Genomic DNA, 15,277 nt, shown 5'->3' with positions numbered 1-15,277 from the left:
CGCCTATGAAAGCGCCCCACGCCCACTCCGGCTGTGCCCCACGGCTTCGCGGCCACCGCGCGCGCGGCACGGCGCACGGGCACCACGCCCAAATGCCTCGGGTGGCTCCCTGGCGATGGTCTCTCCTGGTTTTGCTGGGTCTCGCCCCGGGCGCCTGGGGATCGCCAGCCGGACCCATCACCCTCTATGCCGATCACGTGCAGGGGGTGGCCAGCGGCCACTGGACCGCGAGTGGTGACGTCGAAGTCCTCTACGGCGACCGTCGCCTGTATGCCGATGAGGTGCACTACCGCCAGGACGAAGACGAGATCATCGCCACTGGGCACGTGCGCATGGTCAGCCCTGGCCTCGTCACCGCCGCCCCCAAGGCCATCGTCCACGTCCAGGCCAACCAGGGCATCGTCCTGCAACCCCGATATCTGCTGGAAGCCCAGCACGGCCACGGCCACGCAAAAAAGGGCGAGGAACTGGGCAAGGGACGCTATCGCCTGAATGAGGCCTGCTACACCACCTGCGACGGCAAGGTTCCGGCCTGGCAGCTGTGGTCCAGCCAGTTGGACCTGAACCAGAACGACGACTACGTCACCACCCGCAATACGACCCTCAACGTCTTTGGCCTGCCGATCTTCTGGCTGCCCTATCTGAGCTTTCCCCTGAAGCGCCACTCCGGCTTCCTGACCCCGACCTTCGGCAGCTCCACCGTCAATGGCCTGACGCTTGGGATACCCTATTACTTCGACATCGCTCCCAACCTGGACGATACCCTGACCGTGTTGGGCTTCACCAAGCGCGGCGTCATGCTGCAGAACCAGTTTCGCTACCTCGAGCCCAGCTATTCCGGGCGCTTGAACCTCGACCTGCTCCCCGCCGATCGCCTCACGCACAACACGGTCTGGGCCATTTCCTGGCAGCACCAGCAGAATCTGGGCGACGGATTCAGCCTGGCCACCAACATCAACCGGGTGAGTTACCGGAATTTTCTCGCCGATTTCGGCAGCAGTGCGGGCTTTGGCAGCAGTTTCCTGGGCGGCATCGGCAACGCTCCTTACCTGACCTCGACGGCGGGGGTGTACTACGGTAACGCCCACATCGACGCCGGCGCCGTACTGCAGAATTATCAAGAGCTGGCACCAGGTGGCGTCGCCCCCTATTCCCAGCTGCCCTACCTCTACGCCAATGGCTACTGGCGGGTGGGGAATCGCGGTTACTTCGACTGGCGCAGCAATTTCAACTACTTCTACGCGTCCGCCGGACCCATCGGCGAGCGTCTGGACCTGACTCCGACCTTCGGCTGGCGCTTCAGCCGCGCCTGGGGCTTTCTCGATCCCAAGGCACGCCTCTACTACAGCTATTATCAGGTGCAGCGCAATCCGCCCTACAGTCGCGCCATCAGTCGCACCCTGCCGGCCCTGAGCCTGAAGGGCAGCCTGAATTTCGTCCGCTACGGTTCCGCCGACGGCGTCACCGTCCTGCAGCCCATCTTCAAGTATCTGTACATCCCCCTGCGCGCCCAGAACGACATCCCACTGTTCGATACCAGCCTGCCCTTTTCCAACTACGACAGCATTTTTGCCGACAATAGCCTCTTCAGCGGCAGTGACCGCATCAATGGCGCCAATCAGATCATCTACGGGCTCCAGGGCAGTCACCAGAATGCCGCGGGACGCCAGATCTGGCAGGCGGCCCTGGGGCAGATTCGCTACTTCAATCGCCAACAGATCGATCTCGCCGGCAATATCGTTCCGCAGAATCCCCAGTCCGATTATTTCTTTCAAGGGGAATATTCACCGCTGCCGAATCTCTACCTCCTCGGCAGCGGTCAGGCGCGCTCTGGCTGGGAACGCCTCGAACGCGCCGATTTTCGCGCGCAGTGGCTGCCCGGCGCGGGCAAGGTCCTCAACCTCGACTACCGCTATACCCGAAACTACGTGAATCAGGCGGGGGTATCCGCCGCCTGGCCCGTGTTTCGCCAGTGGCGGGTATTGGGGAGCTATCAGTACGATGTGGCCGATCACAAGCCCTTGGAGGAACTGGTGGGGATCGGCTATGATGGCGGCTGCTGGGCGGCCCAACTCATGGTCTATCATCAGATCCTCTTGGGTGGGCAGACCAACAATGCCGTTTATCTCGAGATTGTGTTGCGCGGCCTGACCAGTGTGGGTAACGCCTCCAACGGCTTGCTCAACCAGTATGTGCCGGGCGCCAGCATGGAGTTTTGATGTCACACCCTCGTCTTGCCTTAGCCCTTGCGGTTGCCTTGAACAGCATCTGTACCGTCGGCCTTGCCGATACCCCCTTCGTCAACCGCGATTCCTTGCTGGCACCCAGCGTCTTGGTAAAGCAGGCGCCTGCTACATCGGCGTCGGATCGGGTCTATTCCGAAAGTTCCGACCTCGCCCCTAGCGTCGCTCCTCTGCCCAGCAACGCCGAGGATCTGGACAAGGTGGTCGCCGTCGTCAACGACGACATCATCACCTCCCTGCAGCTGGCGCAGAGGGTAGCGGCCATTCGCGCGCGCCTGCAGCAGCAGGATCCCAATGCGCTGCCACCGGAGGAGGTCCTGCGGCGCCAGGTCCTGCAGCAGATGATCTTGCAGGATGTCGAGCTGCAGATTGCCAAGCGGGCCGGGATCAAGGTCGATCAGGCCACCCTGGATCAGGCCATTGGCAATATCGCCCGAGCCAACAATCTCACCCCCGATCAGCTGCGCCAGGCCTTGGCGCAGCAGGGCCAGTCCTGGACCCAATTCGAGGACGATCTGCGCGATCGCATCCTCGTCGACCGCCTGACCCAGCAAGAGGTGGAGAGCCGCATCCACATCGGCCCCGACGAGGTCAAGACCTTCGCCCGCCAGCTCAAGGAACTGGGGGGGGTGAGCTTCGACCTGCAGCAGATCTTCATCCCCCTGCCGGACAATCCCACGCCCGACGCCATCAGCGCCGCCCGCCGTCAGGCCCAGGAGATACGCGATCGCCTCGAGGCTGGAGCGAGCTTCAGCCGCCTCGCGGCAGAGGTCAGCAGCAGTCGCGACGCGCTCCAGGGCGGACGACTGGGCTGGGTCAAGGCCGCCGAGCTCCCCCCTGCCATCAGCCAGACCCTCATGAGCCTGAAGCCTGGTGAAATCAGCCCGGTGATCCCAGGCCCCACGGGCTTCCACATCTTCAAGGTGCTGGACACCAAACACGAAGAACCGACGGTCACCGAGGTGAAAGCCGCGGCCATCGTCCTGCGCGCCAGTAACGGCCTGCAGTTGCAGGAGGCCGAGGCACGCGCCCAGGACATCGAGACGGCCCTGCAGGGAGGCACGCGGTTTTCGGAACTCGCGCGCCGCTACAGTCAGGACCCCAGTACCGCCGCCGCCGGGGGGGAGCTGGGCTGGGTCGCACCGGGCAAGCTTCCCGATGAGCTGGAGCGCACCCTCCTGGCCCTGCAGCCCGGTGCGGTGAGCAGTCCCGTGCGGGTGGGCGACGCCATCTATATCCTCCAGGCCCAGGCGCAGCGCCAGGTACCAGTGGGAGACGAGCAGATCCTGGCCGCAGCGCGGATGCAGCTCTACAACCGCATCGCCCGCCAGCGTCTGGAAGAGTGGCAGCGCCGCATCCGCGATGGTGCCTATGTGGAGATCCTCGACCCCAGCCTGCGGAGTCAGGATGCCTGAGCTGCCCACGCTCGGGTCCGGGGCGACGCGGGGCAACCCCTGCGCCAGCCCGTCGCGGCTCGGGACCAGCGATCCCCGGGGTCTACCCCAGGGAGTGCACCTCACCCCCACCCTGACCCTGTTCCGCAAGGAAGTATTGCGCTTTGCCAAGGTCTGGCTGCAGACCATCGCCGCACCCCTCGTGACTACACTGCTGTACCTGCTCGTTTTCGGTCACGCCCTGGGAGGACGGGTCACGGTCTATCCGGGAGTGGATTACACCACCTTCATCGTCCCTGGCCTGATGATGATGTCGGTCCTGCAAAACGCCTTTGCCAACAGTTCCTCGAGCCTCATCCAGTCCAAGGTCACCGGCAATATCGTCTTCCTGCTGCTGTCGCCCCTGAGCCCCACGGAGATCTTTCTGGCCATGACGGCAGCCGCCATCGTCCGTGGTGCCGCCGTGGGGCTGGCGATTCTGGCCCTGGCTCTGCTGTATCTGCAGATTCCGATCCTGCATCCCTTGTGGGTGGTGATTTTTACCATCCTCGGCGCGGGGGGCATGGGTGCTCTGGGCATCATCGCTGGCCTGTGGGCCGAGAAGTTCGACCAGATCGCCGGTTTTCAGAATTTTCTCATCATGCCGCTGACCTTTCTGGCCGGTGTCTTCTACTCGGTGCAATCCCTGCCCGGTGTGTGGCGCAGCTTTTCCATGGTCAACCCCTTCTTCTATATCATCGATGGCTTTCGTTACGGCTTTTTCGCCGACGCCGACGTCTCGGTCTGGGTGAGCCTGGCGGTGGCCCTGGTTTTTTTCCTCCTCGCCGGGGGCTGGGCGTGGTGGTTGCTGTACCGCGGTTACAAGCTCCGTCCCTGAATACCCTGCGGGGATCAACAGCGTCCATTTTTTGAGGTAGAATCCGGCCCATGAACGCAGATACCATTCGCGAACTGATCCAATCCGGCCTGCCCGGCGCCGACGTCCGGGTCCTGGGAGACGACGGGGCGCATTTTGAGGCGGTGGTCATTGCCCCACAGTTTACTGGACGCTCGCTGGTGCAGCGCCATCAGCAGGTCTACGCGTGTCTGGGCGAGCGCATGCGTGCCGAAATCCATGCCCTGCAGTTGCGCACGCTCAGTCCCGAAGAAGTCCACAAGCCTTCCTGAGACCGCGCCCGGCGGGCCCGGTCTCCCATCCCCAAACGAGGTGCATATGGCCAGTATTCAAGATCTCATCCAGGAACAGGTGCACAAGCACCCCATCGTTCTCTACATGAAGGGCAACCCACGCATGCCCCAGTGTGGCTTTTCGGCCCGCGCCGTGCAGCTCTTGCAGCAGGCCGGCGCCACGGAGGTCTTCACCGTGGATGTCCTGGCCGACCCGCAGATCCGCGACGGCATCAAACAGTACTCCAACTGGCCCACCATACCGCAGCTCTACATCGGCGGCGAGTTCATCGGTGGCTCCGACATCATGGCCGACCTCTACCAGCAGGGCGAGCTCCAGAAGCTGGTGGCCAACGTGCAGAAGCAGCAGGACGCCTGATCGCCAGTGGATAAACTGCTCCTGCGGGGCAACGGCCCCCTGCGTGGCGAATTGCGGATCTCGGGGGCCAAGAACGCCGCGCTACCCTGCCTTGCCGCCACCATCCTGGCGCAGGAGCCGGTGCGCCTGCACAACATTCCCCACCTCCGGGATATCACCACCACTTTGCAGCTCTTGAGCACGCTGGGCGCCCGGGTCATGGTGGATGGCCATCTGGGCATCGAGGTGGATCCCCGTCCCATACACTCCCTGGTGGCGCCCTACGATCTCGTCAAGACCATGCGCGCCTCCATCCTGGTATTGGGCCCGCTGCTCGCGCGCTACGGGGCCGCCGAGGTGAGTCTGCCCGGCGGCTGCGCCATCGGCAGTCGCCCCGTCAACCTGCACCTCAGCGGTCTGGCCGCCCTGGGTGCGGACATCGTTCTGGAAGACGGTTTCGTCAAGGCCCGCGCCGGGCGCCTGCGCGGCGCTCACATCGTCCTCGAACTCGTGTCGGTGACGGCAACGGAAAACATCCTCATGGCCGCCACCATGGCCGAGGGTGAGACCGTCATCGAAAATGCCGCGCGCGAGCCAGAAGTGGTGGATCTGGCCCGTTGCCTGCGCGCCATGGGTGCCCAGATCCAAGGTGAAGGCACCTCGGTGATCCGGGTGCGGGGCGTCAAGGCGCTGCACGGCGCCGAGCACACCGTCCTGCCCGATCGTATCGAGACCGGTACCTACCTGGTGGCGACGGCCATGACCGGCGGTGAGGTTTTCCTGCGGCGTACGGACCCCGGGCTCCTGGAAAGCGTCCTCCTCAAACTGCGGGAGGCCGGTGCGGAGATCTGGACCGACGGTGATGGCATCCGCATCCGTATGCGCCAGCGGCCGCAGGCAGTGGACGTGCGCACGGCGCCCTATCCGGCCTTCCCCACCGACATGCAGGCACAGTTCATGGCCATGAACGCCATTGCCAAAGGCAGTGGGGTCATCACCGAGACCATCTTCGAGAACCGCTTCATGCACGTTTCGGAACTGCAACGGCTCGGCGCCGACATCAGCAGCGACGGCAAAACGGCCGTGGTCCGGGGTGTGGAACGCCTGCACGGCGCTCCAGTCATGGCCACAGACCTGCGCGCCTCGGCTTGTCTGGTGCTGGCAGGCCTCGTCGCCGAGGGCGAAACCCTCATCGACCGAATCTACCACCTGGACCGTGGCTACGAGGTCATCGAGGAAAAACTGAGTGTTCTCGGCGCCGACATCCAGCGCGTGCGCGCCAGTCGGAGTGTCGCGTGAGCCAGATCCTTACCATCGCCCTGTCCAAGGGCCGCATTCTGGAAGAGGCCATGCCCCTCTTCGCCAAGGCGGGGATCGCTCTGGCGGAAGACCCAGAACGCTCGCGCAAGCTCATCATCCCGAGCACCCAAGGAAACATTCGGTTTCTCATTATCCGCGCCAGCGATGTCCCCACCTACGTCAGCTGGGGTGCCGCCGACCTCGGCATTGCCGGCAAGGACGTCCTCCTGGAACAGGAGGGCCTGGATCTCTACGAGCCCCTGGACCTGCGTATCGGCCTCTGTCGCATGTCCGTTGCGGAGCCTGCTGCCCTTGCCGAGCACGATCGCCCGGCGCGCTGGGAACGGGTACGCATCGCCACGAAATACCCGCGCATTACCCGACAGTTCTTCCAGTCCCGTGGCGTCCAGACCGAGATCATCAAGCTCTACGGCAGCATGGAACTCGCGCCGCTGGTGGGACTTGCCGACCGCATCGTCGATCTCGTCTCCACCGGACGGACCCTTAAGGAAAACGGACTCGTGGAGGTGGAGGAGATCATGCCCATCTCGAGCCGCCTGGTGGTCAATCGCGCTGCCATGAAACGCAAGCAGCGATGCATCGATGACCTCATCCTTCAGCTGCAGGAGAGCATCCAGCCATGAAGCGCCTCAATAGCCGCGACCCCCACTTTACCGAAGCCCTGCGGCAGCTGCACGACTGGGACGCCAATCTGGATCCGCTGGTGGAGAATCGGGTGCGGGAGATCCTCGCTGCGGTGCGGGAACGCGGCGATGCGGCGCTCCTGGAATACTCGGCGCGCTTCGACGGCCTCCACCTCGAGACCGCCGCCGAACTCGAAATCCCGCGCCGTGACTGGGAGGAGGCGCTGGCCGCCCTGAGCGCGCCGGAGCGTGAAGCCCTGGAGGAAGCCGCCCATCGTATCCGTGGGTATCATGAGCGGCAAAAACTGGAATCCTGGCAGTACCGAGAAGCCGACGGCACCCTTCTTGGCCAACGCGTCCTGCCCCTGGCCCGGGTCGGCATCTATGTGCCGGGAGGAAAGGCCGCCTACCCCAGTTCCGTGCTCATGAACGCCTTGCCCGCCCGCGTCGCCGGCGTGGGCGAGATCCACATGACCGTGCCCACCCCGCGTGGCGAGGTGAATCCTTGGGTGCTGGCGGCCGCCGCGGTGGCGGGGGTGGATCGCGTCTTCCGCCTGGGTGGCGCCCAGGCGGTGGCGGCGCTGGCCTACGGCACCGAACTCGTACCCGCCGTGGACAAGATCGTCGGGCCCGGCAATACCTACGTCGCCACGGCCAAGCGCATGGTCTTTGGGCGCGTGGGCATCGACATGATCGCCGGCCCCAGCGAGATCCTGGTGATCAGCGACGGCAGCGCGCCCGCCGAGTGGCTGGCTTGGGATCTGCTCTCCCAAGCCGAGCATGACGAACTAGCCCAGAGCATCTTCATCGCCTGGGATGCCGCCCACCTGGAAGCGGTGGCTGCAGCCGTCGACCACGCCCTGAGCCAGCTGGATCGCGCTCCCATCGCCCGGCAGAGCTGGCAAGAACGCGGTGCCTTGATCCTCGCGACGGACGCCGCCGACGCCTGCCGTATCGCCGATGGTATCGCCCCGGAGCACCTGGAGCTCGCCGTGGCCGATCCCGAGGCCCTGCTGGACAAGATCCACAATGCCGGCGCCATCTTCCTCGGCATCCACAGTTGCGAGGCCCTGGGCGACTACGTGGCCGGTCCCAACCACGTTCTGCCCACGGGCGGTAGCGCCCGTTTTTCCTCGCCCCTGGGCGTCTACGACTTCGTCAAGCGTAGCAGCCTCATCGGTGCCAGCGCCGCCGGTGCCGCCACCCTGGGCGCCCTGGCAGAGCGTCTGGCGCGGGCGGAGGGGCTGACCGCCCACGCTCGATCCGCCGCCGCCCGCATCCCCGGCCACTGAAGCATGGACAGCGACATCGCCGCACTGCAGGAAGCGCTGCTGCGACCCGAACTGCGGGCGGGCAAGGCCTACCACGTCGCCGATGCCCGGGGCATGGTCAAACTGGACGCCATGGAGAACCCCTACGGCCTGCCCGAGGACTTACGTGCGTCGTGGCTTGCGCGGCTGCGGGAGGCTCCCCTCAACCGCTATCCCGAGCCGCGACCCGAGGCCTTGCTGGCCGCCCTTGCCCATCACGGCGGCATCCCGGCGGACCAGGCGCTCATGCTCGGTAACGGCTCCGATGAACTCATTCAGCTCCTGATCCTGGCCGTGGCCCACACGGGCCGACCGGTGCTCGCCCTGGAGCCGAGCTTCGTGATGTACCGCATCATCGCCGAGCATTTTGGGCTGCCCTTCGTGGGCGTGGCCCTGGACGATGATTTCCAGCTCGACCTATCGCAGTTTCTGCGTGAGATGGCGACCCAGCGACCGGCCATCGTGTTTCTGGACTGGCCCAACAACCCCAGCGGTCAGTGCCTGCCCGAGGCAACGTTGGAGGCCATCGTCGCGGCCGCTCCCGGTCTCGTGGTGGTGGATGAAGCCTACCATCCCTTCAGCGGCCTGAGCTTTGCCCAGCAGCTCGGACACTACCCCAACCTGCTGCTCCTGCGAACCCTTTCCAAAGAGGGTCTGGCGGGCCTGCGTCTAGGCTACCTCGCCGGCCCCAGGCCCTGGATCGAGGTTCTGGACAGACTGCGCCTACCCTACAACATCAATGTCCTGAGTCAGTTGAGCCTGGATTTTTTCCTGACGCACGCGGACCTTCTGGCGGAGCAGGCGGACGCCATCTGTCGCGAGCGGGAGCGCCTCACGGCGGCCCTCCAGGCTCTGGGGCTCAAGGTCTGGCCAAGCCGGGCCAATTTTCTGCTCTTCCATTGCCCGGGGCGGGCGGCAGCCATCCACGCCGGCTTGCGCGAGCGTGGCGTGCTCATCCGGGCCTTTACAGGACATCCGCGCCTAGGTGACCATCTCCGGGTGAGCGTCGGCACTCCCGTCGAGAACCAACGCTTTCTCACTGCCCTGGAGAACTTGCTATGACCGCCCGTCGCGCTGCTGTCGAGCGCAATACTCAGGAAACCCAGATCCGTGCTGCCATCGGCCTCGATGGCAGCGGGCGGGCAGAACTCGCCTCCGGGATACCCTTTCTCGATCACATGCTCCACCAGATCGCCCGCCACGGCCTTTTTGATCTGGAGATCCACGCCCACGGGGATCTCCAGATCGATGCCCACCACACCGTCGAAGACATCGGTATCACCCTGGGTCAGGCCTTTGCCCAGGCTGTGGGCGACAAGGCCGGTATCCAGCGCTACGGGCACGCCTATGTGCCTCTGGACGAGGCACTGTCGCGGGTGGTGGTGGATCTGTCGGGGCGGCCGGGTCTCGTCTACGCCGTGGAGTACCCGCGCGCCTTCATCGGCAGCTTTGACGTCGATCTGCTCCATGAATTCTTTCAGGGCTTCGTCAACCACGCCCAGGTCACCCTGCACATCGACAATCTTCGGGGACACAATGCCCACCACATCGCCGAGACCATCTTCAAGGCCTGCGGCCGGGCTCTGCGGGTGGCGGTGAGCCCGGATCCGCGCCAAAGCGGTGTCCCCAGTACCAAGGGGACCCTCAGCGGATGAGCATGGGTTTCACCCGCGTCGGTATCGTCGACTACGGCATGGGCAATCTCCACTCCGTTGCCAAGGCCGTGGAACATCTCGGGGGCAAGGCCACCATCAGCAGCAGGGCCGAGGAGCTCGCCCGCTGCGACCGCATCGTCTTCCCTGGTGTCGGTGCCTTCGGCGACTGCATGGCGGCTCTAGAGGATCGCGATCTTCTGGAGTTCGTCCGGGTGGCGGCCAGCAGTCGCCCCTTTCTCGGTATCTGCCTGGGGATGCAGCTCCTGATGGAATCCAGCACCGAGCACGGCGAGCACACCGGGCTTGGCATTCTGCCGGGTCGGGTCCTACCTTTTCCCGAGGAGGCGCTGGTGGCGAGCGACGGACGTCGGCTCAAGGTCCCGCACATGGGCTGGAACGAACTGCACCAGCTCATCACCCATCCGCTCTTTGCGGGTATCCCCCAGGATGCCCATTATTACTTCGTCCACTCCTTCTATGTGGAACCGGCCCACCCCGACCTTCTGGCGGCCTCCAGCGACTATGGCTTTGCCTTTTGTGCCGCCCTGGCGCAGGACAACATCTTTGCGCTGCAGTGCCACCCCGAGAAAAGTGGTGAGGCGGGCCTGCGCCTTCTCGGCAACTTTCTGCAGTGGAGCGGCGACTGCGGCAGCGATTGCCCCGCTGCTTTCGGCTGAGGACCGGCACGGCATCCCGACAAAGTCTCATCGATAGACAGCGACCATGGAGGAAACATCATGCTGTTGATCCCCGCCATCGACCTCAAGGGCGGCAACTGCGTTCGGCTGCGCCAGGGGCGCATGGAGGACGACACCGTCTTCTCCGATGATCCCGTGGCCACGGCGCGCCGCTGGGTAGAGGCCGGAGCCCGGCGGCTGCACGTCGTGGATCTCGATGGTGCGGTCCAGGGCGAACCCGTCAATGCCACCGCCATCGCCGCCATCTGCGCCGCCTTCCCGGAGCTGGAGGTGCAGGTGGGCGGTGGCATCCGCGACGAGGAACAGATCGAGGTCTACATCCAGGCGGGGGTGCGCTACGTCATCATCGGCACCCAGGCCGTCAAGGCCCCGGGCTTCGTCGCCGACGCCGCCGTCAGCTTTCCCGGCCACATCCTCGTGGGCATCGACGCACGCGATGGCAAGGTCGCCACCGAAGGCTGGTCCAAGCTGTCCCGGCACGACCCCATCGATCTTGCCCAGCGCTTTGCGGCCGACGGCATCGAGGCCATCATCTACACCGACATCAGCCGCGACGGCATGCTCAGTGGCCCCAACATCGAGGCCACCGTCGCGCTCGCGCGGGCGGTACCGGTACCGGTCATCGCCTCCGGGGGCATCGCCAACCTCGAGCAGGTCCTGGCCCTGAAGGCTCACGAAGAGGACGGCATCGTCGGTGCCATCACCGGCCGCGCCATTTACGAAGGCAGTCTGGACTATGCCAGTGCCCGGGCCCAGGTGGAGGACTGATGCTCACCCGACGCATCATTCCCTGCCTCGATATCGATGCCGGTCGCGTGGTCAAAGGCGTGCGCTTTGCCGAACTGCGGGATGCCGGTGATCCGGTGGAGACGGCAGCCCGCTACAATGCCGAGGGCGCCGACGAGTTGACCTTCTTGGACATCTCGGCGAGCCACGAGGGGCGGGGGACGATGGCCGAGGTGGTGGCGGCGGTGGCTGCCCAGGTCTTTATTCCCCTCACCGTCGGCGGCGGGGTGGCTAGCCTCGAGGACGTGCGCACGCTGCTGCGGGCGGGTGCGGACAAGGTCAGTATCAACAGCGCCGCCGTGCGCGAGCCCGAGTTGGTGCGTCGGGCTGCCCAACGTTTTGGCAACTCCTGTATCGTCGTGGCCATCGATGCCAAGCGCGTGCGCAAGGGCTGGGAGGTCTTCACCCACGGCGGGCGCCGTCCCACGGGCCTGGATGCCGTAGCCTGGGCGCAGCGCATGGCCGAGTACGGCGCTGGCGAAATTCTCCTCACCAGTATGGATCGGGACGGTACGGGACAGGGCTTTGACATCGAACTCACCCGCGCGGTGAGTCGGGCCGTAGCGGTACCGGTCATCGCTTCGGGTGGCGTCGGCAGTATCGCCGACTTTGCCGCAGGCCTCATGGAGGGTGAGGCGGACGCTGTCCTTGCCGCCTCGGTCTTTCACTTCGGCAAATTCCGCATCCACGAGGTCAAGGCCGCTCTGGCCGCCCGTGGCCTGCCCATGCGTCTGGATTCCCTGGACGATGCATCTGCGCCGTCCAAGCCCGCGTAAGGACTAGCATGATAGCCAAGGACAGCGAAGCATTGCTTGCGGCCGTTCACTGGAACGACCAGGGTCTCGTGCCTGCCATCGCCCAGGACGCGCGCAGCGGCCAGGTGCTCATGCTCGCCTGGATGAACGCCGATGCCCTGCGCGCGAGCCTTGACGAAGGCCGCGGGGTCTACTGGTCGCGCACACGCCAGCAACTCTGGCGCAAGGGAGAAAGCTCCGGTCACGTCCAGAAACTCGTGGACCTGCGCCTGGACTGCGATGGCGACACCGTACTTCTGCGTGTGCTGCAGGAGGGCCCTGCCTGCCACACCGGGGCAGCCACCTGCTTTTTCCGCGCTGCAAAGGATGCGGCCTGGGCTGAGACGACCCCGCCTCCGGGCAGCTTTCTCGACAGTCTGCAGGAGACCATCCATGGGCGGCGGGCGGCCGATCCCGGCCAGTCCTATGTCGCCAGGCTGCTCCAGGGCGGCCAGGACCGCATCCTCAAAAAGGTGGGCGAAGAGGCCACGGAATTCGTCATCGCCGCCAAGAATGGCGAGCGCGAGGCCATCCTCAACGAGGCGGCGGATCTCCTCTTCCACACCCTCGTCGCCCTGGAGGAACGGAACTTGCACATCGACGATGTACTCGACCGCCTGGCCAGCCGCGAGGGTGTCTCGGGCCTCGCCGAGAAAGCGGCACGGGGCAAGCAAACTTGACGGCACTTAAGGCCTTGGCATAAGGTCCAAGGCATATCGGCGCAATATCCCTGCGGGGAAGGAGAGTGGTTCATGGGCGCTTTCAGTATCTGGCATTTGGTCATCATCCTCTTGATCGTCGTCGCCCTTTTCGGGACGGCCAAGCTGCGCAACGTGGGTAGCGACCTGGGCGCGGCCATCAAGAGCTTTCGCTCCGCCGTCAAGGATGAGGAAGAGAAAAAGGCGCAGGAGCCTGCCAATCTCAGCCACAGCACCATCGACGCCGAGGCCAAGCCCGTCAAGGAGTCCGAGAGCGTCCACCACGGGTGAGCGAGGGTGTTTGACTTCAGTTTTGGCGAGCTGGCGCTGCTGGCGATCATCGCCCTGCTGGTGGTGGGTCCAGAACGTCTGCCGGAGCTCGCGCGCAAGGCAGGCCGTTGGTATGGGGCGCTGCGGCGTACCGTCGACCATGCGCGATCCGAGGTAGAACAACAGCTCCTCCTGGATGAACTGCGGCAGGAGGCCCGTAAGCTGCGGGAGTATGCCGATACGGAACTGCTTCCCGCCGATCCCACCCAGAGTGCAGCCCCGGCGGAGGAGCCACGGACAGACGCCACCACGCGGGCGGCTGCGGAAGACGGCCAGGTCGTCCAGGCGCAGCCCAGCGAAACCAAGCCTCACCCAGCAAAGCAAAGCTCCTGATAGTACCTTTGCGTGGGCGCAAGGTGCGGGCATTCTCGGCTGCCACCGGCCTGAGCTACACTCCACGAGTTCCGTTCACCACCGAGAAGGGTAGAAGATCACCATGGCCACCATCCCGGATTCCTCCGAGAATACCTTCGTCGGCCACCTTCTGGAACTTCGCCGTCGGGTGCTCTATGCCGTTTTGGCCATTTTCATTGGCTTCCTGATCTCCTACCCTTTTGCCCAGCAGATCTATACCATCCTGGCGCAGCCGCTCACCCGCCTCCTACCGGCCGGTAGTCACCTCATCTACACGAGTCTGCCGGAGGTCTTTCTCACCTATGTCCAACTGTCGTTGATTTCCGGCTTCGTTCTGGCCTTGCCGGTGGTGCTGTATCAATTCTGGGCCTTTGTCGCACCAGGTCTCTACGTGCACGAGCGGCGCTTGTTCTTCCCCTTGATTTTCGTTTCTCTTGCTTTATTCATCGTCGGCGTACTTTTTGCGTATTTTGTCGTTTTTCCCAATGCCTTTCGCTTTTTCCTGAGTTTTTCGGGAACCGACATCACGGCCATGCCCAAGGTCGACAATTATCTCTCCCTGATCGTCAAGTTTTCCCTGGCCTTTGGCCTTGCCTTTCAGATACCGGTGCTCATCGTGGTCCTGGTACGGGTCGGGATTCTGCAGATCGATACCCTGCGCCGTGGGCGTCGCTACGCGTTCTTGATCTGTGCCGTGGCGGCCGCCATCCTCAGCCCCCCGGATGTGATGTCCATGGTATTGCTGCTCATCCCCATGTACCTGCTCTTTGAGATCGGACTTTTCTTTGCTGCGCGCGTCGCACCGCGTCCCTGGGCGGAAGAAGGGAATGCCGCAGGCGTGGACAGCGCGCAGGAAACCGACACGGCCGCTGCCATGGACGCCGCCGAAGCCAGCTTCCACAGGGATGAGCAGAGACCAAGCGACCGGGAACCCTGAGCCCACCCTCGACACCGGGTGACGTCGCTTCCCATCAACGCCCAGAGCACCTGACCTTGGCCTTTACTCCCATCGCGACCTGAGATAGACTTGGAAACAGTCTGAAAGGGAGCGTAGCATGGCTCGTCCAAGAACGCGGGCTTACCAGTGGCTCAAAATCGGTGTCGGGGCGTGGCTTGCCTTGCTGCTGATGTTTGCCCCCTTTCTGCATGAGCATCTTGGAAGCTCCTCCGTTGCCGGCTGGCACTGGCATCTCCATCTGGGGCAAACGCTACCCGTGGATGCCGACCCCGTGGATCAGCAACTCAGCAACGGCAGCACACCCGGCGATGGTGCCACCATCGGCATCGACGCCCTGTTGGAGCGTCCCGCCCAGGAAATTCCAGACACCCCCATCGCGCTCCCCTTCCTTCTCCTCCTGGTCCTTTTTCTGGCACCCGCTGGGGACAAGCCGCGCGCGCGGCTTTGGCCACGTCGTCCGGGGCCACGGCATCGACATTCCCCCGGTCTGCCACCACAACCCCTGGCGCCTCCTCGTCCCTGAGCAAAAACCGTCCTTCGGCCCATCTCGGCCGAGTTCAGACCCTTTTTGATCCAGTCATCGAGGAAA

Annotated in this window: 18 protein-coding genes; all 18 read left to right on the top strand. The window is 64.5% G+C overall.

The annotated features are described in order from the left end of the window. Positions 1 to 92 precede the first annotated feature (92 nt). The 18 genes from ACAty_RS01975 to ACAty_RS01890 all read left to right on the top strand — a co-directional run bounded on the left by ACAty_RS01975 (position 93) and on the right by ACAty_RS01890 (position 15,211). On the top strand, positions 93 to 2,219 hold the full coding sequence (locus ACAty_RS01975; protein ID WP_004870449.1) for an LPS-assembly protein LptD: 2,127 nt from the start codon (positions 93 to 95) through the stop codon (positions 2,217 to 2,219). After that, complete coding sequence (locus tag ACAty_RS01970) at positions 2,219 to 3,658, top strand: peptidylprolyl isomerase (RefSeq protein ID WP_004870447.1); 1,440 nt, start codon at positions 2,219 to 2,221, stop codon at positions 3,656 to 3,658. The genes ACAty_RS01975 and ACAty_RS01970 overlap by 1 nt, the downstream gene beginning before the upstream one ends. Next, on the top strand, positions 3,651 to 4,514 hold the full coding sequence (locus tag ACAty_RS01965; protein WP_081254345.1) for an ABC transporter permease: 864 nt from the start codon (positions 3,651 to 3,653) through the stop codon (positions 4,512 to 4,514). Before ACAty_RS01970 ends, ACAty_RS01965 begins: the two co-directional genes overlap by 8 nt. Before the next feature lie 50 nt (positions 4,515 to 4,564). Further along, positions 4,565 to 4,804, top strand: a complete 240-nt coding sequence (locus tag ACAty_RS01960) for a BolA family protein (protein WP_004870443.1) — start codon at positions 4,565 to 4,567, stop codon at positions 4,802 to 4,804. Between the two features lie 46 nt (positions 4,805 to 4,850). Next, positions 4,851 to 5,183 carry a Grx4 family monothiol glutaredoxin gene (gene grxD / locus ACAty_RS01955; RefSeq protein ID WP_004870441.1) on the top strand — a complete coding sequence of 111 codons (333 nt, stop codon included), beginning with the start codon at positions 4,851 to 4,853 and terminating at the stop codon, positions 5,181 to 5,183. A gap of 6 nt (positions 5,184 to 5,189) precedes the next feature. Continuing rightward, the gene (murA, locus tag ACAty_RS01950; protein ID WP_004870440.1) at positions 5,190 to 6,461 is read left to right on the top strand and encodes a UDP-N-acetylglucosamine 1-carboxyvinyltransferase; all 1,272 of its coding nucleotides are present in this window, start codon (positions 5,190 to 5,192) and stop codon (positions 6,459 to 6,461) included. After that, a complete protein-coding gene (gene hisG / locus ACAty_RS01945; protein WP_004870438.1) occupies positions 6,458 to 7,105 on the top strand; it encodes an ATP phosphoribosyltransferase in 648 nt (215 codons plus the stop codon). Before murA ends, hisG begins: the two co-directional genes overlap by 4 nt. Beyond that, complete coding sequence (hisD, locus tag ACAty_RS01940) at positions 7,102 to 8,397, top strand: histidinol dehydrogenase (protein ID WP_004870437.1); 1,296 nt, start codon at positions 7,102 to 7,104, stop codon at positions 8,395 to 8,397. Before hisG ends, hisD begins: the two co-directional genes overlap by 4 nt. Positions 8,398 to 8,400: 3 nt before the next feature. Continuing rightward, a complete protein-coding gene (hisC, locus tag ACAty_RS01935) occupies positions 8,401 to 9,477 on the top strand; it encodes a histidinol-phosphate transaminase (protein ID WP_004870436.1) in 1,077 nt (358 codons plus the stop codon). Continuing rightward, positions 9,474 to 10,070, top strand: a complete 597-nt coding sequence (gene hisB, locus ACAty_RS01930; protein ID WP_004870435.1) for an imidazoleglycerol-phosphate dehydratase HisB — start codon at positions 9,474 to 9,476, stop codon at positions 10,068 to 10,070. The genes hisC and hisB overlap by 4 nt, the downstream gene beginning before the upstream one ends. After that, positions 10,067 to 10,747: an imidazole glycerol phosphate synthase subunit HisH gene (hisH, locus tag ACAty_RS01925; RefSeq protein WP_004870434.1), complete on the top strand. Its 681-nt coding sequence runs from the start codon at positions 10,067 to 10,069 to the stop codon at positions 10,745 to 10,747. The genes hisB and hisH overlap by 4 nt, the downstream gene beginning before the upstream one ends. 60 nt (positions 10,748 to 10,807) lie before the next feature. Further along, positions 10,808 to 11,536 carry a 1-(5-phosphoribosyl)-5-[(5-phosphoribosylamino)methylideneamino]imidazole-4-carboxamide isomerase gene (hisA, locus tag ACAty_RS01920; protein WP_004870433.1) on the top strand — a complete coding sequence of 243 codons (729 nt, stop codon included), beginning with the start codon at positions 10,808 to 10,810 and terminating at the stop codon, positions 11,534 to 11,536. Next, a complete protein-coding gene (gene hisF, locus ACAty_RS01915) occupies positions 11,536 to 12,330 on the top strand; it encodes an imidazole glycerol phosphate synthase subunit HisF (RefSeq protein ID WP_004870432.1) in 795 nt (264 codons plus the stop codon). Before hisA ends, hisF begins: the two co-directional genes overlap by 1 nt. Before the next feature lie 8 nt (positions 12,331 to 12,338). Beyond that, the gene (hisIE, locus tag ACAty_RS01910) at positions 12,339 to 13,028 is read left to right on the top strand and encodes a bifunctional phosphoribosyl-AMP cyclohydrolase/phosphoribosyl-ATP diphosphatase HisIE (protein WP_004870431.1); all 690 of its coding nucleotides are present in this window, start codon (positions 12,339 to 12,341) and stop codon (positions 13,026 to 13,028) included. A 72-nt stretch (positions 13,029 to 13,100) separates the two neighbouring features. Then, the gene (gene tatA, locus ACAty_RS01905) at positions 13,101 to 13,337 is read left to right on the top strand and encodes a Sec-independent protein translocase subunit TatA (RefSeq protein WP_004870430.1); all 237 of its coding nucleotides are present in this window, start codon (positions 13,101 to 13,103) and stop codon (positions 13,335 to 13,337) included. 6 nt (positions 13,338 to 13,343) lie between these two features. Continuing rightward, the gene (gene tatB / locus ACAty_RS01900) at positions 13,344 to 13,709 is read left to right on the top strand and encodes a Sec-independent protein translocase protein TatB (RefSeq protein ID WP_004870429.1); all 366 of its coding nucleotides are present in this window, start codon (positions 13,344 to 13,346) and stop codon (positions 13,707 to 13,709) included. Between the two features lie 103 nt (positions 13,710 to 13,812). Beyond that, positions 13,813 to 14,667, top strand: coding sequence for a twin-arginine translocase subunit TatC (tatC, locus tag ACAty_RS01895; RefSeq protein WP_004870428.1), 855 nt, complete (start codon positions 13,813 to 13,815; stop codon positions 14,665 to 14,667). A 118-nt stretch (positions 14,668 to 14,785) separates the two neighbouring features. Further along, positions 14,786 to 15,211, top strand: coding sequence for a hypothetical protein (locus ACAty_RS01890; protein ID WP_014002245.1), 426 nt, complete (start codon positions 14,786 to 14,788; stop codon positions 15,209 to 15,211). The last annotated feature ends 66 nt before the right edge of the window (positions 15,212 to 15,277 follow it).

The sequence above is a fragment of the Acidithiobacillus caldus ATCC 51756 genome (assembly GCF_000175575.2).
Classification (GTDB): domain Bacteria; phylum Pseudomonadota; class Gammaproteobacteria; order Acidithiobacillales; family Acidithiobacillaceae; genus Acidithiobacillus_A; species Acidithiobacillus_A caldus.
The sequence above is the reverse complement of the archived record's forward strand: the minus strand, read 5'-3'. Positions and strand labels throughout refer to the sequence as shown.

Bases quoted from the DNA above. Each gene is read 5' to 3' on its own strand.
- ACAty_RS01975 (WP_004870449.1), top strand. From the start codon at position 93: ATGCCTCGGGTGGCTCCCTGGCGATGGTCTCTCCTGGTTTTGCTGGGT.
- ACAty_RS01970 (WP_004870447.1), top strand. From the start codon at position 2,219: ATGTCACACCCTCGTCTTGCCTTAGCCCTTGCGGTTGCCTTGAACAGC.
- ACAty_RS01965 (WP_081254345.1), top strand. From the start codon at position 3,651: ATGCCTGAGCTGCCCACGCTCGGGTCCGGGGCGACGCGGGGCAACCCC.
- ACAty_RS01960 (WP_004870443.1), top strand. From the start codon at position 4,565: ATGAACGCAGATACCATTCGCGAACTGATCCAATCCGGCCTGCCCGGC.
- grxD (WP_004870441.1), top strand. From the start codon at position 4,851: ATGGCCAGTATTCAAGATCTCATCCAGGAACAGGTGCACAAGCACCCC.
- hisD (WP_004870437.1), top strand. From the start codon at position 7,102: ATGAAGCGCCTCAATAGCCGCGACCCCCACTTTACCGAAGCCCTGCGG.
- hisC (WP_004870436.1), top strand. From the start codon at position 8,401: ATGGACAGCGACATCGCCGCACTGCAGGAAGCGCTGCTGCGACCCGAA.
- hisB (WP_004870435.1), top strand. From the start codon at position 9,474: ATGACCGCCCGTCGCGCTGCTGTCGAGCGCAATACTCAGGAAACCCAG.
- hisH (WP_004870434.1), top strand. From the start codon at position 10,067: ATGAGCATGGGTTTCACCCGCGTCGGTATCGTCGACTACGGCATGGGC.
- hisA (WP_004870433.1), top strand. From the start codon at position 10,808: ATGCTGTTGATCCCCGCCATCGACCTCAAGGGCGGCAACTGCGTTCGG.
- hisF (WP_004870432.1), top strand. From the start codon at position 11,536: ATGCTCACCCGACGCATCATTCCCTGCCTCGATATCGATGCCGGTCGC.
- hisIE (WP_004870431.1), top strand. From the start codon at position 12,339: ATGATAGCCAAGGACAGCGAAGCATTGCTTGCGGCCGTTCACTGGAAC.
- tatA (WP_004870430.1), top strand. From the start codon at position 13,101: ATGGGCGCTTTCAGTATCTGGCATTTGGTCATCATCCTCTTGATCGTC.
- tatC (WP_004870428.1), top strand. From the start codon at position 13,813: ATGGCCACCATCCCGGATTCCTCCGAGAATACCTTCGTCGGCCACCTT.
- ACAty_RS01890 (WP_014002245.1), top strand. From the start codon at position 14,786: ATGGCTCGTCCAAGAACGCGGGCTTACCAGTGGCTCAAAATCGGTGTC.